Source organism: Ktedonobacteraceae bacterium, assembly GCA_035653615.1.
Classification (GTDB): domain Bacteria; phylum Chloroflexota; class Ktedonobacteria; order Ktedonobacterales; family Ktedonobacteraceae; genus DASRBN01.
This window is the reverse complement of sequence record DASRBN010000044.1, coordinates 1-23,465: the sequence shown is the minus strand read 5'-3', so window position 1 is coordinate 23,465 and position 23,465 is coordinate 1. Positions and strand designations below refer to the sequence as shown.

At 55.4% G+C, this 23,465-nt stretch carries 18 protein-coding genes and 1 CRISPR repeat array; of the genes, 9 read left to right on the top strand and 9 right to left on the bottom strand.

All coding sequences use genetic code 11. The features are described from left to right. Position 1: 1 nt before the first annotated feature. From VFA09_27015 to VFA09_26990, 6 genes are all read right to left on the bottom strand, one after another. Positions 2-1,660 (bottom strand): hypothetical protein, encoded by a 1,659-nt coding sequence (locus VFA09_27015; GenBank protein HZU70957.1) that lies wholly within the window; start codon positions 1,658-1,660, stop codon positions 2-4. Next, a complete protein-coding gene (locus tag VFA09_27010; GenBank protein HZU70956.1) occupies positions 1,657-2,340 on the bottom strand; it encodes an RAMP superfamily CRISPR-associated protein in 684 nt (227 codons plus the stop codon). The genes VFA09_27015 and VFA09_27010 overlap by 4 nt, the downstream gene beginning before the upstream one ends. Continuing rightward, positions 2,340-4,010, bottom strand: a complete 1,671-nt coding sequence (locus VFA09_27005) for a hypothetical protein (GenBank protein HZU70955.1) — start codon at positions 4,008-4,010, stop codon at positions 2,340-2,342. The genes VFA09_27010 and VFA09_27005 overlap by 1 nt, the downstream gene beginning before the upstream one ends. 2 nt (positions 4,011-4,012) lie before the next feature. Continuing rightward, the gene (locus VFA09_27000) at positions 4,013-5,419 is read right to left on the bottom strand and encodes a hypothetical protein (protein HZU70954.1); all 1,407 of its coding nucleotides are present in this window, start codon (positions 5,417-5,419) and stop codon (positions 4,013-4,015) included. Positions 5,420-5,689: 270 nt separating this feature from the next. Then, on the bottom strand, positions 5,690-6,691 hold the full coding sequence (gene cas6, locus VFA09_26995) for a CRISPR system precrRNA processing endoribonuclease RAMP protein Cas6 (GenBank protein ID HZU70953.1): 1,002 nt from the start codon (positions 6,689-6,691) through the stop codon (positions 5,690-5,692). Positions 6,692-6,829: 138 nt separating this feature from the next. Beyond that, entirely contained in the window at positions 6,830-8,008 is a 1,179-nt protein-coding gene (locus tag VFA09_26990; protein HZU70952.1) for a CRISPR-associated protein Csx3, read from the bottom strand. A 44-nt stretch (positions 8,009-8,052) separates the two neighbouring features. Here VFA09_26990 and VFA09_26985 point away from each other — a divergent pair, with 44 nt between their 5' ends. Together VFA09_26985 and csx15 are read left to right on the top strand one after the other, a co-directional pair. Further along, positions 8,053-8,946 (top strand): CRISPR-associated ring nuclease, encoded by an 894-nt coding sequence (locus VFA09_26985; protein HZU70951.1) that lies wholly within the window; start codon positions 8,053-8,055, stop codon positions 8,944-8,946. A 133-nt stretch (positions 8,947-9,079) separates the two neighbouring features. Beyond that, positions 9,080-9,463: a CRISPR-associated protein Csx15 gene (gene csx15, locus VFA09_26980; GenBank protein HZU70950.1), complete on the top strand. Its 384-nt coding sequence runs from the start codon at positions 9,080-9,082 to the stop codon at positions 9,461-9,463. Positions 9,464-9,592: 129 nt separating this feature from the next. Here csx15 and VFA09_26975 read toward each other — a convergent pair whose 3' ends face one another. Then, a complete protein-coding gene (locus tag VFA09_26975; protein ID HZU70949.1) occupies positions 9,593-11,101 on the bottom strand; it encodes a hypothetical protein in 1,509 nt (502 codons plus the stop codon). 8 nt (positions 11,102-11,109) lie between these two features. After that, the gene (locus tag VFA09_26970; GenBank protein ID HZU70948.1) at positions 11,110-12,540 is read right to left on the bottom strand and encodes an NB-ARC domain-containing protein; all 1,431 of its coding nucleotides are present in this window, start codon (positions 12,538-12,540) and stop codon (positions 11,110-11,112) included. A 345-nt stretch (positions 12,541-12,885) separates the two neighbouring features. Here VFA09_26970 and VFA09_26965 point away from each other — a divergent pair, with 345 nt between their 5' ends. Together VFA09_26965 and VFA09_26960 are read left to right on the top strand one after the other, a co-directional pair. Beyond that, entirely contained in the window at positions 12,886-13,551 is a 666-nt protein-coding gene (locus VFA09_26965; protein HZU70947.1) for an NYN domain-containing protein, read from the top strand. 39 nt (positions 13,552-13,590) lie between these two features. Next, positions 13,591-14,274 (top strand): hypothetical protein, encoded by a 684-nt coding sequence (locus tag VFA09_26960; GenBank protein ID HZU70946.1) that lies wholly within the window; start codon positions 13,591-13,593, stop codon positions 14,272-14,274. A 297-nt stretch (positions 14,275-14,571) separates the two neighbouring features. Here the strand turns inward: VFA09_26960 and VFA09_26955 are convergent, their stop codons facing one another. Continuing rightward, complete coding sequence (locus VFA09_26955) at positions 14,572-14,775, bottom strand: hypothetical protein (protein HZU70945.1); 204 nt, start codon at positions 14,773-14,775, stop codon at positions 14,572-14,574. Between the two features lie 130 nt (positions 14,776-14,905). On the opposite strand from VFA09_26955, the gene VFA09_26950 reads away from it, so the two are divergent. The 5 genes from VFA09_26950 to cas2 all read left to right on the top strand — a co-directional run bounded on the left by VFA09_26950 (position 14,906) and on the right by cas2 (position 20,400). Next, positions 14,906-16,300 (top strand): ThiF family adenylyltransferase, encoded by a 1,395-nt coding sequence (locus VFA09_26950; protein ID HZU70944.1) that lies wholly within the window; start codon positions 14,906-14,908, stop codon positions 16,298-16,300. A 323-nt stretch (positions 16,301-16,623) separates the two neighbouring features. After that, positions 16,624-18,135 (top strand): reverse transcriptase domain-containing protein, encoded by a 1,512-nt coding sequence (locus VFA09_26945; protein ID HZU70943.1) that lies wholly within the window; start codon positions 16,624-16,626, stop codon positions 18,133-18,135. A gap of 211 nt (positions 18,136-18,346) precedes the next feature. Beyond that, positions 18,347-18,964: a CRISPR-associated protein Cas4 gene (gene cas4 / locus VFA09_26940; GenBank protein HZU70942.1), complete on the top strand. Its 618-nt coding sequence runs from the start codon at positions 18,347-18,349 to the stop codon at positions 18,962-18,964. A gap of 23 nt (positions 18,965-18,987) precedes the next feature. Continuing rightward, positions 18,988-20,085, top strand: coding sequence for a type I-D CRISPR-associated endonuclease Cas1d (gene cas1d, locus VFA09_26935; GenBank protein HZU70941.1), 1,098 nt, complete (start codon positions 18,988-18,990; stop codon positions 20,083-20,085). Positions 20,086-20,094: 9 nt separating this feature from the next. Further along, positions 20,095-20,400 carry a CRISPR-associated endonuclease Cas2 gene (gene cas2 / locus VFA09_26930; protein ID HZU70940.1) on the top strand — a complete coding sequence of 102 codons (306 nt, stop codon included), beginning with the start codon at positions 20,095-20,097 and terminating at the stop codon, positions 20,398-20,400. Positions 20,401-20,585: 185 nt separating this feature from the next. Next, positions 20,586-23,434: direct repeats of the CRISPR family, unit length 37 nt; unit sequence GGCTAAATGGCCTGAGACGCCCGTTGGGGATTGAAAC. Between the last annotated feature and the right edge of the window lie 31 nt (positions 23,435-23,465).

The window sequence follows — 23,465 nt, the reverse complement described above, 5'->3', positions numbered from 1 at the left end:
GCTAGTTCTCCTTTCCTTGCTCTTTGGCTGCTCGCGCCAGCACAAGGTCTATGAGGCGGAGTACGTACTTCAGGCGCAGAGCGTTATCTATGTTTGCTTTCACATTCCCGATGGCAATCTCTCCAGTACTACTCAAACCCAGTAGATTTTTCCAAACATTATCGTCCATCGTCCATGTACCCTCACTACCGTCCCCCAGCAGGCTTTTCAGCCAGCGGAGCAGTGGTTCTCTATTGATGGTGCTGCGTTCAAACTGGCGGCGGGAAGTACCTCTAGCTTCAATACTCGCAATAAACCGGCGTATCTTGCCGGTTCCTGGTGTTGTCTGGCGAATCTCCTCGAGAACAATGCTGCGCAGGCCCGAAATCTGTGCATTGGACGGAGGATTGGCAATTTCTAAAGTGCTGGCCCGGGCCAGCAGACTTTCGTCCAACCGCTTTATAAGCATGCGATTGACCATCAATTCCGCGAGTGTACGTGCCTCGTCCTGGCTGAAGGTAAGGTTAGCCGGTCTGGAACTGGAACGCTTATTCTCTTTCGTCTCCAGCTTTAGCACTCGCTGCCGGTTGAAAGCGATGCGCCCAAAGCCTTCGGCGCGGCGCTCGCCGATGCCGCGTACCTCCAGATCATGTAGCAGAGCGGGATCGCAGTGGGGATCTTCAAAAACCAGTACACTACCCATACGAACCGCCAGAGCCTGCGGCAAGGGCAAACCCCATTTGCGGTTGAAACCGCCGATCGGCACAGCGCCGATGAACGCCATTTTAAGCTTTAGATCTACTCCTAGATGTCTGCCCAATACCTGACATAGTAGTTCGGAATCGACGGCGAACTGGCCCCGCACGTCGCGTATTAACATATCGCTTTGCAGCGTGACGATCAGCTTGTCCTCCTGTATGTCCTCGTCATCTTCAGTCGCATCTTGATCCGAATCATCCTCGGTAAGCAGTTTGATTTCGGCTCGACCATAGCCACCACTGCGCGAGCCGCCCAGGGTAACGTAGCCACCTATTAAGTCCTGTAGAATCTTCGCATCCTCGTCATTGTCACATATGATCGCAGCCTGAAACTTCTGTCCGGCGGCCAGCGCATCATAGCGATAAACAGCACCGCGGATTTTGCCCTCCTCAAGTGGTTTGACGGCCTGCCCGCTTGCCGGACCCTTACTGATAGGGAGCAACTCAGGCATGGCGCGGCCAAAGCGTGGGGTGCGTTGGGTGTGTACTGCCACGTTGCGAGCCGGTCGAATCAACCGCACGGATGTACTAGACTGGGTATAAAACGGCGCCGGGACGGGCTGCCATTGCTGATCGTCATACTGTGGTTCGATTGCAAAATCGAAGATGTCGAAAGTCTTTCCCTCTTTATCATTGGCTTGATCTTTGACGCGCTGCCAGGATAAGGGTGTCGGGTAGCTGGGATGGTCGTAAGCGTCCAGGAGATAGCCGTTGAGGTAGCGGGTAGTGCCATCGAAGAAAAGACGCCGCAGCGTGCTATCTGTGGTGTCGCCCGATTTTGAGCCGAGATACTTATCGATCAAGACGCCGCGCAGGACGCTGCCTGGCAGGTAATCAAATGCTACTGAGCTGTTGGGATCGCCTTGCACTGAAGTCACCAGGACTGGCTCCAGCAGTTCAATGTTATACTTGATAACTTTCATGCTTGCCCCTCCGCTATGATTTCCTTAAAGCGTCCGAAGTATTTCTCTTGAATGGGGTTGCCGCTTTCATCCAACAATTCCAGGCTCAACCGGCCTCGTCCCCGGTTGCGTCCTATGCCACCGCGCCGCACACTTAGCACACAGGCGGCCAACAAAGCCAGATCATCCTCCCCAAGGTTATCGGGAAAGTCGAGCCACGCCCAGAAGCTTGTTCCACGCAGCACAACGCGCATCGAGCGCAAACTGCCCTTATCGGGCGCTCCCCTCACCTCGTCGATAGCAGTCTGGCGGCGAATCGTGGTTAGGGCCTCCAGCACATCGTTAGGTTCCATCTCCTCATTTTCTATGCCGGAGCGTACTGCCTCGCGCAATTGTTGGGGTAGGAGAGCTGGGCCGAAGTGTAGCAGGGCCGCACTCTCCAGACCGCTGCCGGGACTACCGAATAGGCGCCTGGCCGAGGCTCCAAGTGTAGACAGTGCAGGCGAATGTGCTACCTGAAGAGCAAACAGCAGATTGGCGCATTCTTCCACCAGCAGGCCTTTCAGCGTGCGGCCACGCAGGAATGGCAGCCCGGTCGCAAGGTCGTATTCTATCTCTTCGTCTACCAGCCCGGCCAAACCCTCGCCACGACCGAAGGTGGCATCGCTTTCAAGTTGCAACTTTAGTTGCAGGCGTCGCATTACCCGTCTCCTTCCAACGGTATGAACCAGTCTACTAACTCAATCGCATCGAAGTAACCACAGAAAGGACCTTGCCAACCTCTCAGTGGCCAGTCCTGCATCTCAGGCAGAACCGGCGGCAATTTCTCACCCTTGTTGAAAGCCACTCTAAAGTGTTCAACCGCTGAGGGTCCCTCGCGCAGGGTATCGCGCAGGGCCTTAATTTTGTTGCGACGTCCCGCCCACTGCTTTCCTTGAAAGGCCTTGATACCTTCCAGAACTACGGGCCAGGCGTGTTGTCCCCTCTTAGGATTAGCCTTCAGCGTGACAGGGCGCAACGTCAATGAACCGGTGCGCACCTTATATTCGCGCTCGCGAATCTCCGTGATGGAACCACCCAGGCCACTCAAGGCGAAATGCCAATCGAGGCAGGAGCCAGCAATCGTCTCCCTTGTACGATAGGATTTAGCTGACCTGCTCAACTCTTCGGACAATGCGTATGCGCGGGCAAAAGGATAATGGCTCTTGACGATAGCGATACCCGCGCAGGCTGTCAGTTCATTGTTGTCTTTCCCCAGCCCGGCTGTCTGCTGCTCAAACTCCCGCAAGTACATCGTCGCCAGCGACAAGCCCAGACGCCCATCGCATACAAAGGTAACATCGTCGCCACCAAAGACGATAGGCCGGAAAGGGATATAATAGCGTCCGTCTTTGCTTTTTGCCAGCTCGATCTTGATCGACAGATCCTGGTGTGGCTCATCCTGGTGTGGCTCATAAACGATCCATTTGCCGCCATCTTTATCAACAATGTGGTTGACGAGCCTCTCGACTACCGCATTGAGTGCTTTCTTGGCGGCGATCTCTACATCGACTGAAAACTTCCTCAAGGCGAGGATAAAATCACGGTTCTTATCCGGTGTGGGATAGGTATTGCCGATGTCACGAATGTGCTGGCTCATGCCGTTGCCGTCAGCATGCACGACAGCAATATGGCTGTACTCGCCTGCTGTAGCACCCATATCCTCGAAATCGGCGGGGTAGCGATACTCTTCTGGTAGTCTCACTGTCCTTTGTAGTCGCCGGTCAGCTTTGCTTAAACTACTTTGATCCGGTCTGGCAACATCTACTTTGGCCTGGATCTCGTCGGAAGCCAGGTAGCCTGGCTCACCACCAATGCCCTTAACCACTCCGGTAGCCGGTAAGCCGGTTGAGCCGCAAGCTGCTGTTACGCTCAGTCCGAGCAGGGGTGCTGACCAGGTATGGTTTCTTTTCTGCTCCGCTAATGCGTGAAACGCCTTCTCTAGCTTTTTATGAAGGACATCTTCTTGCCAATTGATCTCCTCCTGTGGGGTGATCACTAATTGTAGTCCAGGAGCCTCCAGCAAAGCACGCAACGAGAGATTAGAAGTAAACTCCCTGGCCTTTTCTTTGTTGTCGAACAGCACAACGAAATTGCCACCACCCGCATACAATACCTCGGCATCCAGACCATTCTCGATCCAGGCATCACCTATCAACTTATTTCCGTCTCCGATGTTGGTCTTTCCAGGTACAGCGGATTTCACGGCATCAAATGCCCAGTCTCCGGTTGCGAGGTGAACCAGATATGATGCTCCGACGTTCTCGCGCAGACGGTTGCTGCCGAAGATGTACGGTTGTATCTGCATCGTGTCGACAACCACGAGCCACATGCTCAACCCTCCTTACTCTGTCTGCGGATCCAGTCCGCGATATTCTCCGCCAGGTTTGCCAGATGCTCACGTCCGAAGACTCGTATGCGCCCCTCCTGGTTAAAAACATGGCGTATCTCGTTCTCCAGATCGCCGGTCATTTCCGGCTTTGCGCAGCATACTAGCGCGACACAGGCCTCATCGCCGCCCATCTGCCGCGCGCGTATATAGGCCTCGAACAGTTTCTGCTTCAGAAGTCCTCTGCCTCCCCTGTCTTCCCCGCTCTCAGTAGAGCATGAAAAGGCGAATAGCTGATAGCCACATAACGCAGCGACATCAAATTGGAAGCCGGTCTTGCCATCCCCATTGTCCAGCACTTCGGGTTGGAGATCCATACAACACTCTTTCAGACCTAATTCCTGGGAGCAATTTTGCAGCACCGTAAGCACAGCAGACTCCAACCAGATTCCGCTCAACCACTTACAGAAATCCTCTACCACGTCAAATCCTTTTCCTTTCGCTACAGCCAGGTCAAGGTTTTCGGTTCCACTTTGTCCAAGCTCATTGCTCATGGTTTCCCGCAGGTCTGGCAGGTTGGGCCAGGATATTTTTAGCTCGCGTAGCTGACCCTTGCTTTTCCACTTAGATTCAAAATCCGCATACTTTACCTCAAGTTGTCCCTGTTGCTCTTTTCCGTCCTTAAGCACCCAGAAGGGAGAACGGAGATCATCCTGTCTCTTCGCATTTCGGAAAAGCTCATCATACAGCCATGTTGTCCATATCCTGGCTTCGGCTGGATTGCTATGGATAGCGAGCAAGGCTGCCGCACTCTGTGGCAGCACCGGTTCCCAGGTGGGGGACTTTTTAAACTTCCAATTGTGCAACTTGAGCAAATCTTCAATCTTAATCTCGACTTCATTGCCAACGGGAATTGTAGTAGGCTGACCTTGGACAGGCTCAAAGCACATTTTTAGTGTACGCGCGTCGAGGTAGCTAAATACGAGGTTCTTACTGAATATGATGCGTCTTTTGGGGTCATTAACCCACTTCTCTAGCGCGCGATAGGCATGTACCGACATCACCTTGGTGCCGCCCGTGTAGTTGAGACCCAGGCGGAACTCATGCTCTTTGTTTGCATTGTTGGAGTCACTTTCCTCCAATAACGTGCGTTCATACTTATCGAGCGCCTCCTGTACGCGCTTAGAGACTGAAGCCGCATTCGACTCTTCAACTTCCTTGAAACCAAAGTTTTTGCTAGAATCCAACCACGTTTGTAATCTTTGGGCGAGCTTAAGCCCCTCTTTTGAGTGAATGAGGGTAATCGTGCCGCCCGGCGCAATGAGTAGTTTGCCTGCTACCGCATTTGGCACCGGGTTGGAGCCGACAAGAAGCAAGAGATGATCAACCTGGTACTCATGTAATTCGCTCATTTTCGAACCTCAGGCTTTTGTCTGTGAAGAAGGAATGCAATAATTTGAGGGAAAGGATTTGTACTGTTCTCGATTCCATGACTTTGAACTTACTCTTTCTAAATACCTCAAGCCACTATTTCAGGATGATTTATGCCGGAGCCGAGTATCTATGATGGGATTACCAGTGCTGGTTATCTTAGCAGAAAATGCTGATTAGTACAAGGGAAGTACTTCTGGTTTTCCTCAGAAAAATTCTGAATTTTTTCTTGATTGCGCCAGCTACAGCCCTTACACCGGCCTCGTCCTCCCCATCCCCATCGCCGTCTTGTACCCAACGCCGGTGTAGAATGCCAGTTGCGCGAGCAGGATCAACTGCTGGCGCACCGTCAAAGGGGCCTCTTCGCTGGCCGGCTCGTCGGGGCCTCGCAGCGCGTAGGTGCAGGTGCCGGTGAAACCGGGCTGCGGATGATTCGTGAACGTCACGCGATGAGGCTTGAGGTTGTAATCGGTGATGATGATCCCATTATTCTGGATGTATTGTTCGATGGCGGCCTCGTCAACAAGATGAGTGTACTCCGGCGGGGCGAGTTCTTGCCAGCGCCGGGCGAGAATGGGGAATATGTACTCCGGTAGGGGCAACAGGGCATGATAAACGCCGTAGACCCTGTTTCTCGCGTTGTTGCGGTTGAACGTCGTCAGGGAGTCAAATTCGAGTTTGAGCGTTTCGACTTTGCTCAGCTTGAGCTCCCTGGCTTTTTCGGCGAAATTGCTGAAAGAGGTAAAGCCGGTCCAATCAGATGGATCGTCGTTGCCGATCAGCACCTCTTCGAGCAGGAACGTTTGCTTGCCCAGGCGCATGAATGGTGGCTTTTGCTCGCCGGTGTTGCGCTGGTTGTAGTTCATCAACGCCTCGTGGAACAGGGGAAAGAGTCCGCCCAGCAGCAGCGTGATGCGTATGGCGTATGTTTTATCAGGCTCTACCGACAGGTGAACGTTCTCTCTCTCCGCCTGGCGCATGCGCTGCGTGGGAATGGGAAATTGCAGGCTGGAGCAGGTGAAGAGACGCCGTTTGTTGCCATCGTGCAGCCAGGCGGCAACATCGGGCGCGGCAGCGGCCAGCCAGTCGAGCCACGCGGCATGCACCAGCTCGCCAGAAAAGGGCATCAGTGTGCCGGGTTGCAGCGGGCGCAGCTTGAGCAGGAACGCATAGAGTTTCGCCGGAGACGCATCTGGAACAGCGGGTTTTGTAGCAGGTTGTCCATCCGTTGTGGTCATTGTATCAAATTCCATCACAACATCCATCCTTTCTATTCGGGATTATTATAGAATATTCCCGCATTTTTTGATACCCCCGTAGTAACTTCATCTTATAGCTCTGCCTGATCGTTTGCACCTGTGCTACAATGAAACAACGGTAAGCGGGGAATTTCACTGCGGCATGGGCATGAGGATCACATCACCAATCGCGTATTCATCGCCGCGGGAAAGTACGATCACCGCTCCCTTTACCTGTGGCTGGTAGCAGGCGATCCAGGGGACTTCCGCCACGCGATAGAGACGGACGAGCGCGGTCAGCAGCCAGAGCGGCATCTTGCCGTTGAGAATGAGTCCGCGACCGGCCTGAATCGGCGGGAAATGCATTCCTTCTGCCTGCAGGTAGTCCAGGTATTCGTTGCTGAGTTTGATGGAGAGTACCTGCCCATAGGAATCGTCGTAGAGCCGGTAGGTGAGTCCTTCGGGAGCAGGCTCCGTGCCGGATTCGAGTCGCGGCGGGGCCATCCAGCCGATGCGCGGATCGAACTGGTAGAATGGCTGCTCACCTACCTGGGACGCCAGAGTGCCGTAGAGCCAGCCGGGACCCTTGCCGTAGATGGCCAGCGGCTGGTTAGATGGCAGTTCTCCGGCGAGAAGGCGCAGCATGGTAGGCTTCCATTCCTGCGCGCCGGCATCGAACTTGTGCAGCAGGTCTGGGAGAACGACGGGTTCCGCGGGCGCCTTTTGTAGTTGCGCCTGCTCCAACTCGGCGAGCGGATAGGTGGCAAAGAGCGCGACGATGCGATTCACCAGCGCGTCGAAAACTGGCCCTTGCGCGCGCGTGCCGCGTTCTAAGCCGGTGAGCGTTCCGCGAATGACGGGCGTTTCTTCCGTCAGCACGGCTTCTCCATGTAAGGTAGAATGGATGGAGGCCAGCGGCAGGAGTTGTGTTGAACCCAGCAAGTGCTGCCAGAAGTGGGTAGCCTCGTCATTGGGGTCGCGATAGAGTAAGATCGAGTGCGTGCATTGATGCAGGATGCAGTGCTGCCATGTTTGCGGGCGGCCACCCACATCTACCAGGAGCGGAGTGTGACGGCGTTCCAGGTCGCGACAGATACCCTCGACGAATGCCGGCGTCCATTCTGCCTTCGATTGTACCTTAATGAGCCGGGCGATTTCTGGGTCGAGCGAGCGGTGAATCTCTTGATACCAGTTGCCCTCGCCGTCGGGGCAGGCGCGCACGATATGATGTTTGATGCCGCGTTCATACAGCGCCATCGTCAGGCTGTAGAACAGGACGGATTTGCCCGCGTTGGGTGGGCCGCCGATCAATATGGCCGGAAGTACGTTCATCGTTCGATAGTCCTTTCTCTATAATGAAAGTGAGTGTGCCGCGAATGCCCGAATTGAACTATATTCAGACGCTGGTAGCCACCCTCGGCGGGCAGCCGCAGGTGGTGACGTTCACGCTCGACCTGTTACTGCGGCATGGCGTAACGATAGGCGAGGTGATCGTAATTCTCCCACGCGCCGCTCAGCCGCGCCTGCGACATGCTCTCGACTGCCTGCACGCCGAATTTCCGGACGACCATTATCAGATCGATGGGCGCATCATCAACTGCCCTTTTCGCCCGAAAATCCTGGAACTCGATCACATTCCGCTGGACGATATCACCGACAACACCTCTGCTAAAGGAACGCGCGACACCATTTACAGCTTTTTCGAGGAGCTGAAACAGCAGCCGCGCCATATTCACCTGTCGGTGACCGGTGGGCGGCGACTGATGGCGCTGCTGGCCATTTCAGCCGCGCAGCTCAAATTCGACTCGTTCGACCATATCTGGCACATCTACACGCCCGAAGCTATCAAGGCGCAGGTGAGAGACGGCGCGCAGATGCACGTTCCGCCCGATGCAAGGGTGAACCTGATCGAGATGCCGTTCTTTCCTATAGCCGATTACGTTCCCTTGCTGGCGCAGTCGTTTCCCAGCGCGCAGGCGGCCCAGCAGGCCGGGAAAGCGCGCATGGACGCGCAAGAACACGCGCGCTGCGAGGCTTTTATCCAGAAGATTACGCATCGCCAGTTCGATGTCCTGCGCGGTATCGCGGATGGTCTCACCGCCCAGGAGATCGCCGACCGGCTCTGCCTCTCCATCAAAACAGTGTATAGCCATAGAGATAAGTTGCTGGATACCTGCGCGCAGGTCTGGGATAGCGCGGACTATGGGCCATTCGACCAGCGATTTCTCTACCGGCATTTTTCGCGCTACTTTGAAACAGACCACGGGTAGAGTATATCCTGTCTGGGAGCTAAATACATCAGAAATGTTCTGATATTTTTCAGAAGTTTTTCTCATCTATTCTGAAAGGTTATGGGATATACTCGGGGAGATCACATTCTTGCCTATTTGAAGGAGTATTTCTATGCTTGTCATCAACTTTTCGCATCCTTTCACGACCGAGCAGCGAGCGCGCATTGAGGCGCTGGCCGGCATGCCTGTAGAGGATGTTCGCACGATACCGGTACAGATCGACCAGGCGAAGGCCCTGGAACCACAAATCGCGCAGCTGGTAAACGCGGCTGGCCTCTCATCGGAAGAGTGGCAGACGCGCCAGTTGCTCATCAATCCCCCTGGATACGCGCCCGCCGCCTTCGTTTTGCTGGCGGAACTGCATGGACGCATGGGACATTTCCCGGCATTGATACGCTTGCGCCCGGCTGCCGGGGCGGTCACGACCTACGAGGTCGCGGAGTTGCTTGATCTGCAGGTGATTCGCGAGCGGGCGAGGGAGAGGCGCTACTCTTAATTATGAAATCTCACGTTCAAAGCCGGTCATCCGAGTGGCTCTGGCGGTGTCATGCTGAGCGCGAGCCGAAGCCGTGAGGAACCAGGGGGAAGAATGTGAGCCTTGTGCCAGCGGGATTCTTCGCTGCGCTCAGAATGACAGGCCAGCGGGATTCTTTGCTTCGTTCAGAATGACAGGCCAGCGGGATTCTTCACTGCGCTCAGAATGACACAGCCAGCATGTCATTCTGAGCGGAGCGAAGAATCTCTTTTGGGGATCACAGGATTGGTGCAGGGGGCAAATGCACGCCTGCAATCTGGCGTTGAGCGTTCCGGCGCCCATCACGGTATGGGGCTTACGGCTCAGCAGTTTGATAGGCGCGGAGACGACCTGTACGAAGTAGTGACCAAGCATTCTGAGGGTTTCGTTGCGCCGCAGTTCTCCGTGACGCCAGGTTCCGAGCGCCTGGATAGCAGCGACGATGGCACGATACAGGTGGAAATGACCCAGTTCCAGCCAGAAGAGTTTGACCAGGCACCAGAGTTCGCCGCGGGAAAACTGCTTGTTGCGGGCCTCTTTTCTGGCGTCGAGGATATATTCTCGCGCCCGCACGTAATCTCCTTCCTTGCTGTAAAGCGCGGCCCAGGCGGCGCTGACTTGCAGGCGCCCTGAACTGGAGAATTTGATGGCGTCGAACATTTCCTGGCTCAGTAGCAGGTGGTCGCGAGCCTGCTCCAGTAGCGAGGCTGAAGTGAGCAGTTCGCCTATGCGCAGGTGGTAGAAGGCGAGGCGCGAGCGAGGCTCCTGAGCAAACATGTGCTGGTAGCGATGCCCTTCGACATAGTGATACATGGCTGCTTGCAGGTCGCCTTCCGCTGCGTAGATACGGCCCAGGTAGTGATAGATCGTATCCATCGAACTGACCCAGATTTCATAGTTTTCACCGTCATCCTGCCGGTTTTCTTCAGCATCGAGCAATGTTTTTGCCTGCATCAGGCAGTCTTTGGCGATCTGGTATTTGAAGAGTGGCGTGTAGTTCATGCCAAAGAGGGTCAGCAATTTGGGCCGGTACTTTTGCAGGTGGCTATGGCGCTCGATCAGTTGCTCGCTTTCCTGGCAGGCCGTAAGGGCCTTCTGGTACTGGCTCACTTCGGTGTAGTACACGGCGCATGAGATGAGTACGCGCAGCAGCATTTCGGCGTTGCCTGAAACTTCAGCGTAGCGCCTGGCTTCCAGAAGCGCCTGCTCGCGCTCGGCGCTTTCGAGTTGATTGAGGCGCAGCAGGTCGGCCTTCGCCTGGTAGAGTTCGACGGGCGAAAAGCCTGCTTTTCGATAGACCTGAATGGCCTTGTCTATGAAGCCTTTGCTGAATTCGTAGCCCACACCGGCGTTTTCCACAAAACGAATAACGACCGCGATGAAGTCGATGAGCAACTGCTGATCAACCAGTTCCGGCGCGTTCAATGCCCGGTAGAGGACATGGAGCGATTGGATGATGTCTTCCTGGGAAGGAGATTGGGCCATGCGAAGACGTTCATAGTAATCGCGCAATACTCTTTCAAAGGCGTTACGCCTGTCATCCGCCTGGCGAAAATCCGCTTTCGTGGCGCGGATGTTTTGTATTTTTTGTTCGATAGCGGTGTCGTCTATTGATTGCATGAATTTTCTCAGTATTCACACACAAATTTCCATAACAGGCTATGAATGGAAAAACGAGCATTGAGATTCAAACTGCGAATTAATGACAGGTCGCAAGCAACCTTGAGCGTATTGTGAAACACCTCGTCGTCCGCGATGTCGCTGTAGGTGCGCAGCGCCCCGTAGGTCACGCTATCTCCGGCGCCAAGTGGGCAAAAGGCGTTGAGGAGACGACGCGCGGCCTCTTTGCCGCAGCGTTGTTGCAGCATCGAGAGCGATTCCGCGTAGAGGTAGTCGATGATGTTCTGGCCGAGGCGCTGATTAACCGCCTGTAACTCTTCCACGACAAAATCGAGCGGCTGGTGGCTCACGAGCAGGCGCGTGACGAAGAGCTTGATTAAGAGGGGGTTGCCCTCGGTAACATCTACGATGGGCCGCAGTTCGTCATCGCTTGCCTGTTCGACAACATCGCCACCGAGAGTACGGATAAAGCGTAAGGCCGGTTCAAGTTCAAGGGCTTTGACGTGCCGTTCGACCAGGTACTGCACTTTTCCTAACAGAGCATGGCGGGTCGTGAGGAGTATCTTATGCGGATTGACGAGCGTGTTGCGGCCCAGGTACTGGATGACCTCATCGATATCCTGAACCGTTTCGAGGTTATCCACAACGAGCAGGCAGCGTTCTCCTGGCGGAAGCGAGCGTATTCCGCGCTGAAAATCCTTGATCCACCCGCTCGAGTTATCACCAAGGCGAATACCGAGCTGGTCCGCTAATTTTTTGAGTATATTGCCCCAATGCAGTTCGGCGCTGCCATCTCTCAAGAGTATGCCATCGGGTAGCAATTGGAATGTTTTGGCCGAAACCCAGCCAACCCTGGTAAAGCCTGCTGAGGCTGCATAACGAGCGACCGCTTCATAGGTGAGGGCCGTTTTGCCGAGTCCGCCCTCGCCACAGAGGCTGATCACCCATGCACCCTGCGGCGCGAAGAGGTCATCTTTTAATTTCTTTAGCAGCGTGTCGACGCCGAACAACTGTGTGTGATCGACAACCGCGTTATCGCGCAGCACGTGCCGGATGCGCTCCTCAATGCGAGCAAGTCGTTCGTTTTCGGTCAGGGATGTACTGAACAGTTTGATTACTGCCGCGTCATCGGAATCGCGCTCGTCCAGTTCTTTGATCATTGGAATGCTGGTCACCAGCTGGTTGGCCTCTGCAAGCGAATGAAGCGCATTCTTTTTGTACAGGACCTTGATGATGTCGCGCAGATCGCGCCGCAGTGTCGTGCCGCTTGCGCGTTCCCCCTTGACCATAAGGGAGAGCGTTCTTTCGGGAATGCCGGTCTCCCTGGCTAAATCGGTCTGTGTGAAATCCTCGATACGCTGTAAGTAGTGTTTGAGCGCCTTGCCAAATGCGCTATCCGGCCTCTCTTCCTCACGGCGCGGGCGACCTGCATATGTCATAGTTTTTCACCCGTTGCTATCAAAATCTAATGACAAAAGATGTCATTCTCAATGACAACCTTTACGGATATGCTCGTAGTGGAAGGGAAAACTGAACCTTCCGCTACGTAGTTTAACACCTGGAGAGAAACACTTCAAGTACAGTCGAACTGGAAATTTGCCAGAACGAGGAGTGTCTGCCGGTCTGAGAATGGCACGAGGGATTCTTCGCTGCACTCAGAATGACATGCACAGGTCATGTCATTCTGAGTGCAGCGAAGAATCCCGGCCTCGCTTCTGGGCAATCACTAACAGTCGAACTGAAGTGGCCAGGTAAGTCACATTCCTAAAGGAGGAGTGAACATTATGGAAAAGGAAAAGGTTGTCTTCTTCCTGGATTACGCCAACGTCAATCGCGCGGCCAGGGAGAAAAGGTATCGCATGGACTACGCCGACCTGCTGCACTATGTCGGCGAGCAGCGGTTTCTCGTCGAGGCGTATTGCTACGTCCCCATCAATCCGCGCAACGAGCATCGATTGGACGCGGAGATTGAGGAGCTATGGCGGGCCGGCTACATCGTCACTACCAAGATGGGTACGATCGCGGGCGGTACGTACAAATGCAACTTCGACGTTGAGATCGCGATGGACGTGCAGCGCGTGGTGTACCAGGTCAAGCCGGACATTATTGTGCTGGCGACCGGCGATTCCGATTTTATCCCGCTGATTCAGGAGGTCAGGCGGGCCGGTGTGCGAGTCGAGGTGGCGACGTTTCTGGAGAATGCTGGAACGGATATCCTGATCAAGTCTTCGGGCTTTATCAACCTGGCCGTGTACTATGACGGCTACCTGGCGGCCCTGGATGGCAATGCAAGCGCGGACAGGCTCGAGGACGATCAGTTTCAAAAACTCATCGAATCGCAGGCGCTTGACCTGGACGCGGACGAACCAGGGGCAAAGATCACCGTCGATCTGAAAGGCGAGGAGACGGGTGTGGCTGTCGCGGACAGCAGCGATGATGTGACGTTATAAGATCGCTCTCAATCGAGAAGCTAGAAGGAGAAATTACTCATGGCGATCATTAATGGTCGAAGGATTCAGGTTCCACCCGGGGGCATTACCGGGCAGAATTTGATCCAGCAATTGAATCCTGGAGTTGGCCGGCGCCCGGTCATCCAGCAGGGAATGGCTTTCCGTCCTGTGCAGCCGAGCCATACCTATACGCCGGCGGAACTGTACGACAAGCATGGCAATCCGGTCAAGATTACCACGATTCCTGACCGCACGAAGGGCGTCACCTATGGGGGAGTGCGAACCTGGCTTTCCAAACAGATCATCACTGAACAGGTTTACGATATCGCGGAGAACTTGTTCAAGCGTGGCGTGTCGTTTGACGAGGAAAATGCCGATTGGATGATAGCCAACAATTATGTGTTGCCGCCCATCTGGCATAACATCGCTCAAACGACCGATCTGATGGTTGTCTTCCCGACCGAATATCCGGTGCTGCCGCCGGTCGGTTTCTACCTCAGGCAAGATATACCGCTCTCCGTCAACGGGCACCTGTACCAGCAAGCCTATCACGAGGCCTGCAGCGACCCCTTGACGCAGGGATGGAAGTGGTACTGCGTCTACATCAACCCCGGGGGATGGCAGCCGGCCCCGGTCATACATCCCGGAGATTGGCGCAAGGGCGATAGCCTCTGGACATACTTTACGCTGATTAGCGAAGTGTTGTCGGGAACGGAGGAATAGGGATGTATGGGGAGGGTCGTAGGGGCCGATTGATCGCGCCCAGCGCCGATTCATCGGCCCGGCGTGGTTGACCACCATCGTTTGTTGAAAGGCATCATCGTGCCCCATGGTGAGGATAGGCATGTGAATTCGAGCAGGCTCAATCAGAGGGCGTGATGATGGGCTTGAACAAAATAACGGGGTAATTGCGCCAGGCCCGATGAAGGTTTTTGACAAAATACTCTGGGATGGACGTGGAGGCCGATAAATCGGCGATGGGTACGGTATGCCTGTCCCCCAGACAGGACTGCCCGGCCCCTACGCGGCTTCGCCGCGGCGGGATGCCGTAGGCCCCGATTTATCGCGGGCATCGCCGATTGATCGGCCCCCTGGCGGGATTACCATACCAATGTGTGCATGCCCATAACCTGGCCCCTGGCGTGTACACAGCTGTGTGCCAGGAAGAGCGACTCCACCATGAACGGTCGTAAGAGCCTCACCCTCACCTTCCCAAAAACCCAATCAGGTGTTTCTCGGAAGCAGACCGGGCGAGAGTGGGGGGCGAAAAAGCCGGGGGATTCTTCGCTACGCTCAGAATGACATGCCCAGGGGCGGTGCAAAAAACCTATCCATATTACGAAAGGAACCATTCATGCATACTACACAATCGCGTTATCAGATCAAGTTTAAAAATGGCGATCTTGAGCAGTTGCGAGAGACGCTACTGGAGGATCTTTCGAAGGAGCATTTTGCGATTTTGCTGGGGAAGACGCGCCGGGTCAATGGCTGTATGATCATCAACGTTATCGATCAGCTATATCCCTCGCAGGCGGATTACAATACGCAGAATGTGGCCTTCTTGCGCATCAAAAAGGATTTCGTCCACGCGGCGCTGGCCGAGATGACCAGGCGCTACGATGTCGATACGATTATCGATGTGCATACACACCCCTTCTCGCAGGGGCGGGTCGCGTTCTCGGCCACAGATGATGGCGACGAGCAGACCTTCTTCCAGTTTTTGCACGAGACATTTGCCGGTATTCACTACGCCAGCATCGTTTTCTCGCAGAGCCGCTACTCTGCGCGCGTCTGGACGCTCAACGGTGGCTCCATCATTCCCAAAACCGCGCAACTGAAGACGCAGACGAGTCGGGAGCGTATCGCGAGCGCCGACTTTCGCGAATACGCGGATGATCAATACGAAAAGACGGCGGTGACGGCTACCGAGGGCTTTTTCAATCGCGGCGCGGCGGTGCTGGGCCTGGACGTGATGCGAACGATCATGCATGACCAGGTCATCTCAATTGTGGGCGTCGGCGGATTAGGTTCCATCATCGCCGAACATCTCATTCATATGGGCTTTCACGAGATCAATCTCATTGACCCCGATGTGCTGGAGATGTCGAACCTGAACCGCGTCGTGGGCGCGTACTACGAGGATGCTCAGAGGAAGCTGCCCAAGGTGGACGTGGTCAAGCGGCATCTCACCCGCATTAATCCCAAGGCCACCGTACAGGCCTACAGGAAGGATGTGCATGACCAGGAGATCGAGAGCGTGCTGGCGCTCTCCGATTGGATCATTGTGGCGACTGATAACCATTCCAGCCGGTTGCGCGCGCAGGAACTCTCCATCGAATACTTTGTGCCGCTGCTCTCTGTAGGGGTTAACATCACGGTGAAGGATGGCAAGATCGAGGATATGAGTGGGGAAGTGATTACGGCCAGGGTGGGCGACAGGCTGTGCTTGCAATGCCTGCACCGTATCAACCCGACGAAGGTCGCGAGTGAGAAGCATCCTGATCAGATGATCCGCGAGGAGCTGGTGAAACGAGGCTATGTGACGGGCATGAATGTCAAGGAGCCTGCCGTTAAAACGCTGAACACGTACCTGGCGACGATGCTGGTGGATGTATTGATCAACCAGTACACGGATGTATACAGGCATGTACCCATCCTGGTCTACGAAAACAACGGCGCGATGAGCATCTACGAGGATAAAGAGAGCGTGCGGATGAGGAACAAGCAGTGTTTTGTGTGCAATGTGTGATGGGGGCGAGGATGTAGAGGCCAGATTTATCGCGCCCAGGGTGGGGCAATCGTCCGGCAAATAGACCCTGTTCCAGGAACAGGATGGTAGGCATTGACGAAGCAATCCAGCAGTGGTCGGTTTCCCACGTAGGGCCGATGAATCGGCGCTGGGCGCGATGAATCGGCCCCTACGGCACCGCCGGGGTGCCGCTTCATCGTCACAGGGTGGCAACGGGGCAAATGGGTGACCGGGTGATGGCCGTAGGCCCCGATTTATCGTGGGCACCGCCGATTTATCGGCCCTTTGTCGCGTTTGTATTGAAAGTGAATCGGACATAGGAGATGAAAGATAAGAAACTATCGGGAAACGCGCGCGTGCAACAGGCGGCTGCTCCGGCGAATTCAGCACGCAATGGCGTGCCGTGGAAATCGTTGGAGCAGCAGGTGGTGCGCATGCAGATGCAGATTTCACAGGCATGCCAGCGCGGGGATAAGCAGGCGGTACATTCCTTGCAGCAGCGATTGATGGAGTCCGAGGCGGCCCGGCTACTGGCGGTGCGCCGCGCGGCGGAGGAGAATTCGGGCAGGCATACGCCGGGCGTCGATGGCGTTAAATCGCTGAGTGCCGAGGAGCGGCTGGCGATGGCGGCGACGATTCATCCGCGGAACTGGCGACAACAGGTGCCGCGACCGGTGCGGCGAGTATGGATTCCCAAGCCGGGTACGACGGAACAGCGCCCGGTGGCCATCCTGCCGATGATCGACCGCTGCAAGCAGGCGCTGGTGAAACTGGCGCTTGAACCGGAGTGGGAGGCGCAGTTTGAGCCACATAGCTTCGGTTTTCGTCCCGGTCGCAGTGGGCATGATGCGATCGCGGCCATTCTGGTCGCGATTGAACGCCAGCCTACCTATGTGTTCGATGCTGATATCGAGGGGGCATTTGATCATGTCAACCAGGCGATGGTGCTGGACAAGCTGCAAACCTATCCTGCGCTGCGCGAGACCATTCAGGCCTGGCTCAAGGCGGGGGTGATCGACGACCACACCTACTATGCCGTCGAAACGGGCATTGCCCAGGGAGGCGTGCTTTCGCCTTTATTGATGAATGTGGCGCTGCATGGAATGGAGGCCATAGCAGCTGGCAGTACCGCCAGAGATCAGGCAAAGGAGCGGCCGTTGCTGATACGCTATGCCGACGACTTCGTGATTTTGCATACCGACCTCAAGGAACTGCAACAGGCGGCCAAACGAGTCCGGCAGTGGCTGGCAACGATGGGATTGCACCTGCATCCCGGCAAAACACGCATCGCGCATACGCTGATGCCCTATTCAGGCCAGGTCGGCTTCGATTTCCTGGGCTTTCACATTCATCAGGAGTCGAGAGAGCAACCTTCTCCAGGCAGGAGCGGGCAGGGACGGGCACCGGCGCAGGCAAGCATGTCTGGATTCACATCCCTTATGCAGCGGCTCACGTCGCCGCTGCGCCCAACGGGATTGAAGACCATCGTGGCCCCCGGCCAGGAGGCGAGCAATCGGCACCTGGCGGCCATCGAGCAAAAGTTACGGCAGTTGCAGCAGGCTCCGCAGGCGCAGGTGATTGAGGAACTCAATCCCATGATTATGGGCTGGGCGAACTACTACAACGGTATCGTTCCGGCGGCAACGCTGAACCGCTACGATGATCTGCTGGAGCAGCGGCTCCTCGATTGGGCGGGTCGGCGGCACCCAGGCAAGGGGCGCGACTGGTTGCTCAATCGTTACTGGCAGCGCGCCGGAAACAATCGGAGGGTTTTCGCGACCACCAACGGCATTCAACTACGCGCGTACCGGCAAAAGAGCATTTTGAAAGGGTAGCAGTTTGGTTTGGAAAAGGCTGTGAGTAATGGTTGGAGGGGCCGATGTATCGGCCCCGCGTCCCTGCCAAATTACCGGCAACAGTTCACAAGTGATGGAGTATAATTTCAATCCCAGACGGGAGATGGAGAAAAGGTCTTGCTCCTGCCACACCGGTACAAGACAAGTATACTAGGAAACCCGAAAAGATCAAGAGGAAATACAATAAGCCATGGCAACTATACCACAGACGGAGATGATCCCCATCTCCTCGCTCAACGCGCTGGAATACTGCCCGCGCAAGTTTTACTACCAGTTCGTGCAGGGGGAGATGCTGGTCAATGAATACGTGCTGGAGGGGACGCTGGAACACGAGCGTGTCCACCAGGAAGGGACACATACGACGGCGGAGGGGGAGATGCAGATCACGCGCCTCTACCTGTATTCCGAGGCGTTGCGCCTGACGGGTTTTGCCGATGTGATCGAGGAGCGGGCAGGCGTGCCTGTACCGGTGGAATACAAGCACGGGCAGCAGGGCGACTGGCTCAATCATTCCATTCAACTGTGCGCGCAAGCATTGTGTCTGGAAGAGCGTCGTCCCGGCCAGCCGCTCATCCCCTATGGCTACATCTACTACGTTGGCTCGCGCAGGCGCGTGCAGGTACGTTTCACACAGGAACTGCGCGCCAGGACGCGGGCCGCCATCGTCCAGGCATTGAAAATAGCGGCGCTTGAGACTCCGCCACCGCCGCTTACAGGTCAACTGGCGGCACGCTGCCCCAAATGCAGCCTGCTGCCGCTCTGTATGCCGGAGGAAGTGCGAATGCTGCAAGCGAAAAAGCTTACGTAGGTCTGGTTGAAAGGAGCATAGACATGCCAACATTGTATCTGACCGAAGACTATGCGCTGGTACGGCGCGACGGCGAAGACAGCCTGCTGGTGCAAATTCCCGAAAGGCGCGCGAAGGATGGCGCGGCGGCCGTCCCGGCTCGCAAGGAGCGCGTGCCGCTGATCAAAATAGACGAAGTGGTGGTGATGGGCGAGGTAACAATGACGGCCTCGGCCCTGCGCCTGTTGCTCGAGCGCGACATCGAGATCACCTTCATGAGCCATTTTGGACAGTTCAAGGGTCGCCTCTCGCCCGCGTTCTCCAGGAATGCCATCCTGCGCATGGCACAGTATCGCGCGCACCTGGATATGGGCAAACGCTGCGAACTGGCGCGGCGCTTCGTGATGGGTAAGCTCATGAATCAACGCACCATGTTGCAACGGTACCAGCGCCGTCAATCCGATGCCGAGATGAGGCAGGCCATTGAACAGATCACCTCACTGCTACAGCAACTGGCAGCGCTGCGATTAGACGCGGTACACGTCCCACAGCGATTGGCGACGGGAGATAACCGGATAGAAGGTACGCCCCTGGAAGCGATTCTGGGGATGGAGGGTGCGGGCAGCGCGGCCTACTTTAGCTGTTTCGGCAAATTGTTCTCCGACCCCAGGCAATGGCCATTTCCAGGGCGTGTCAAGCGACCGCCGACCGACCCGGTGAACGCGCTGCTCAGCTTTGGCTACTCACTGCTGACCAGCAAAGTTGCCAGCGCGGTACAGCTGGTAGGGTTCGACCACTATGTGGGCTACCTGCACAGTTCCTTTTACGGTCGTCCAGCCCTGGCACTCGATATTCTGGAAGAATTCCGGCCCGTTATCGTGGATTCGATGGTGCTGAACATGCTGAATCATCGCATGATGAGTCCGAATGATTTTGTCGTAGAGTTAGGCGCATACAATCTCAAGCAGGAGAAGCGCAAAGTATTCTTCACGAAATTGGAAGAACGCCTGAACGAAGAAGTGCAGCATCCATTATTCGGCTACAGAACCACCTACCGGCGCTGCATTGAACTCCAGGCCAGGCTCTTAGGGAAATACCTGACCGGCGAGATTGATGAGTATCCACCGCTGCGCATTCGATAGGAGAGGACAATGGCTAGCAGGAGTCGCAGCAGCATGCAGACGATGTGCTACGTGGTGGCCTATGATATTCCCGATGATCGCAGGCGCACCAAGATACACCAGATTCTGACCGGATTTGGCAAATGGACGCAGTACTCGTTATTTGAATGCTTTCTCAGCAGGAGAGACATGATCCTCTTGCAAGCGAAGTTAGATGAATACCTCGTCGATACGCAGGACAGCGTGCGATTTTATCCCCTCTGCGCGAACTGTGTCGCGAAAGTAGAAACCATCGGTGATCCCCCGCCGAAGGACGACATCCTTTTTATTGTATAAGCTCTGCCGCGAGGGTCGCAGTGACGGAATCTCCAAGCTCGATCCCTCGCAGCACGCCAGGAGCGGCTTTAGAGCAAAATGCGCCCAAAATGCCCTCTTTTTTGACCCCAAAAATAGCCCAAAAAACGAGTGCCTCGCAAACCCTTGCATAAATTGGCTTCCTATGCTATACTACGGGGGTAGCGGGCTAAATGGCCTGAGACGCCCGTTGGGGATTGAAACTAGCAGAGATGCCCGCATTTTACAACCCCTCCAACTTCAGGCTAAATGGCCTGAGACGCCCGTTGGGGATTGAAACGATCACCAGCTCGAGCTGAGCCTGGTTCAAATCCTGGGGCTAAATGGCCTGAGACGCCCGTTGGGGATTGAAACCTCCCTCTCTTACGCTTTGGCGCTTTTGCAACTATTGGGGCTAAATGGCCTGAGACGCCCGTTGGGGATTGAAACCCTGGATTTCTTACGAGGAATGGGGAGAAGTCATGAGAGGCTAAATGGCCTGAGACGCCCGTTGGGGATTGAAACACAAGCAGGGATTCCGCAGGAGACTAGTAATCCAAAGGCTAAATGGCCTGAGACGCCCGTTGGGGATTGAAACACATTTGGAGGGGATATCTATGTTACCCTGGTTTAGACGCCGGCTAAATGGCCTGAGACGCCCGTTGGGGATTGAAACTCAGTTGAAGCTGTCCTTACAGCATACCTGGCAATTGGGCTAAATGGCCTGAGACGCCCGTTGGGGATTGAAACCGAACTCCAGGATGCGCTCCACGTTCTTCAAGTCGGGGGGCTAAATGGCCTGAGACGCCCGTTGGGGATTGAAACCGATGAGAGGGAGGCCACTCACTACACAGCAGTCCCCCCGGCTAAATGGCCTGAGACGCCCGTTGGGGATTGAAACCAGCAGTGCTTTGCAGTGCAGGCGAAAATCTCTCCAGGGCTAAATGGCCTGAGACGCCCGTTGGGGATTGAAACAATCATCGACCTGGGATGCAGCATAAACTGCCAGAAACGGCTAAATGGCCTGAGACGCCCGTTGGGGATTGAAACTGTCAGCCGTGGCGTGATAATTCCACACCGACAACGGTGGCTAAATGGCCTGAGACGCCCGTTGGGGATTGAAACTGGATGAGCCGTTTAACGTCGGTGGCTCACAACTCATGGGCTAAATGGCCTGAGACGCCCGTTGGGGATTGAAACTGTGACCGTTGGAGATGGTGGGGATTACCCATCCATGGCTAAATGGCCTGAGACGCCCGTTGGGGATTGAAACGGAAAAGTCGGCGCCGGACTCATAGGCGAGGCCGCGGCGGCTAAATGGCCTGAGACGCCCGTTGGGGATTGAAACGTATAGTGCGTGTGATGCCATGTAAGGAATTCCATCGGCTAAATGGCCTGAGACGCCCGTTGGGGATTGAAACATCCCAGTGAGTGGACGCTCGTCCGCAGATGGCGTGGGCTAAATGGCCTGAGACGCCCGTTGGGGATTGAAACGATGTGAAAAAACGTGTCGCAGTATGGTGGCTGAACAGGCTAAATGGCCTGAGACGCCCGTTGGGGATTGAAACCAAAGTTTACAGTTGCAAGCAGGCCACGCAACCCGGGGCTAAATGGCCTGAGACGCCCGTTGGGGATTGAAACCCATGTACGCCTTCTTAGAGGTCAAGCATTTGATTCGGGCTAAATGGCCTGAGACGCCCGTTGGGGATTGAAACCAACACTTCCACCTTTAGGGTAAAGTCTGCCTCACCCGGGGCTAAATGGCCTGAGACGCCCGTTGGGGATTGAAACAATGGAACCGGTGATGTGCCATGTCCATACTGCACAGGCTAAATGGCCTGAGACGCCCGTTGGGGATTGAAACGCGCATGTCCAAAAATCCACCCACAAAGTCACCTGTGGCTAAATGGCCTGAGACGCCCGTTGGGGATTGAAACAGCATTATTGCTCCTGTACTGATGGGTCAGTTCGTGGGCTAAATGGCCTGAGACGCCCGTTGGGGATTGAAACCCTCCATTGGCAGGGGCAGTGGTCGTGCCACCCTGAGGGCTAAATGGCCTGAGACGCCCGTTGGGGATTGAAACTACTAAATAGCAAATCGGTATGAGGGTACAGCGAGCCGGCTAAATGGCCTGAGACGCCCGTTGGGGATTGAAACGTGGTATTCCAGTTGCAGAAGCAAGCGTGGAACCGCGGCTAAATGGCCTGAGACGCCCGTTGGGGATTGAAACGCTGCGCAAGGCGCGGTACCGGTTGCCAGCGCCGGAGGGGCTAAATGGCCTGAGACGCCCGTTGGGGATTGAAACTACTTGAGTTGATGCAATTGGGGTTGCGATCGTCTTGGCTAAATGGCCTGAGACGCCCGTTGGGGATTGAAACTTACCAATACCTTGCAAGTTTTGACCGTATGATACGGCTAAATGGCCTGAGACGCCCGTTGGGGATTGAAACCGATCACCTTTCGTGGCATTCGGTGATGCTTCCTACAGGCTAAATGGCCTGAGACGCCCGTTGGGGATTGAAACAATAGTATTTCAACTCGTCTATTGTGGGAGCAGATTGGCTAAATGGCCTGAGACGCCCGTTGGGGATTGAAACTAACTCCAGTGACCATATTGGAGCAAATCCCTTACCGGCTAAATGGCCTGAGACGCCCGTTGGGGATTGAAACAGTCAATTCGTCAACTGGTGCGATAGTACCCATAACGGCTAAATGGCCTGAGACGCCCGTTGGGGATTGAAACAGCTGTAATAGTTACTGTGTGTGTAGGAGTAGGCGCGGCTAAATGGCCTGAGACGCCCGTTGGGGATTGAAACGTGGCAACGGCGGCAGCGGAAACGAGAACGTCCCACGGCTAAATGGCCTGAGACGCCCGTTGGGGATTGAAACCAATCAGCATGGTCGTGCTAGCAAGCGCGAACTCCGGCGGCTAAATGGCCTGAGACGCCCGTTGGGGATTGAAACTAGACTTGCCAAATCGCTCATCCCACCATTCACGCGGCTAAATGGCCTGAGACGCCCGTTGGGGATTGAAACGTCATTGGCGGTACACGTCCAGGCGGCTGGT

Bases quoted from the DNA above. Each gene is read 5' to 3' on its own strand.
- VFA09_27015 (HZU70957.1), bottom strand. From the start codon at position 1,660: ATGAAAGTTATCAAGTATAACATTGAACTGCTGGAGCCAGTCCTGGTG.
- VFA09_27010 (HZU70956.1), bottom strand. From the start codon at position 2,340: ATGCGACGCCTGCAACTAAAGTTGCAACTTGAAAGCGATGCCACCTTC.
- VFA09_27005 (HZU70955.1), bottom strand. From the start codon at position 4,010: ATGTGGCTCGTGGTTGTCGACACGATGCAGATACAACCGTACATCTTC.
- VFA09_27000 (HZU70954.1), bottom strand. From the start codon at position 5,419: ATGAGCGAATTACATGAGTACCAGGTTGATCATCTCTTGCTTCTTGTC.
- cas6 (HZU70953.1), bottom strand. From the start codon at position 6,691: ATGGAATTTGATACAATGACCACAACGGATGGACAACCTGCTACAAAA.
- VFA09_26990 (HZU70952.1), bottom strand. From the start codon at position 8,008: ATGAACGTACTTCCGGCCATATTGATCGGCGGCCCACCCAACGCGGGC.
- VFA09_26985 (HZU70951.1), top strand. From the start codon at position 8,053: ATGCCCGAATTGAACTATATTCAGACGCTGGTAGCCACCCTCGGCGGG.
- csx15 (HZU70950.1), top strand. From the start codon at position 9,080: ATGCTTGTCATCAACTTTTCGCATCCTTTCACGACCGAGCAGCGAGCG.
- VFA09_26975 (HZU70949.1), bottom strand. From the start codon at position 11,101: ATGCAATCAATAGACGACACCGCTATCGAACAAAAAATACAAAACATC.
- VFA09_26970 (HZU70948.1), bottom strand. From the start codon at position 12,540: ATGACATATGCAGGTCGCCCGCGCCGTGAGGAAGAGAGGCCGGATAGC.
- VFA09_26965 (HZU70947.1), top strand. From the start codon at position 12,886: ATGGAAAAGGAAAAGGTTGTCTTCTTCCTGGATTACGCCAACGTCAAT.
- VFA09_26960 (HZU70946.1), top strand. From the start codon at position 13,591: ATGGCGATCATTAATGGTCGAAGGATTCAGGTTCCACCCGGGGGCATT.
- VFA09_26950 (HZU70944.1), top strand. From the start codon at position 14,906: ATGCATACTACACAATCGCGTTATCAGATCAAGTTTAAAAATGGCGAT.
- VFA09_26945 (HZU70943.1), top strand. From the start codon at position 16,624: ATGAAAGATAAGAAACTATCGGGAAACGCGCGCGTGCAACAGGCGGCT.
- cas4 (HZU70942.1), top strand. From the start codon at position 18,347: ATGGCAACTATACCACAGACGGAGATGATCCCCATCTCCTCGCTCAAC.
- cas1d (HZU70941.1), top strand. From the start codon at position 18,988: ATGCCAACATTGTATCTGACCGAAGACTATGCGCTGGTACGGCGCGAC.
- cas2 (HZU70940.1), top strand. From the start codon at position 20,095: ATGGCTAGCAGGAGTCGCAGCAGCATGCAGACGATGTGCTACGTGGTG.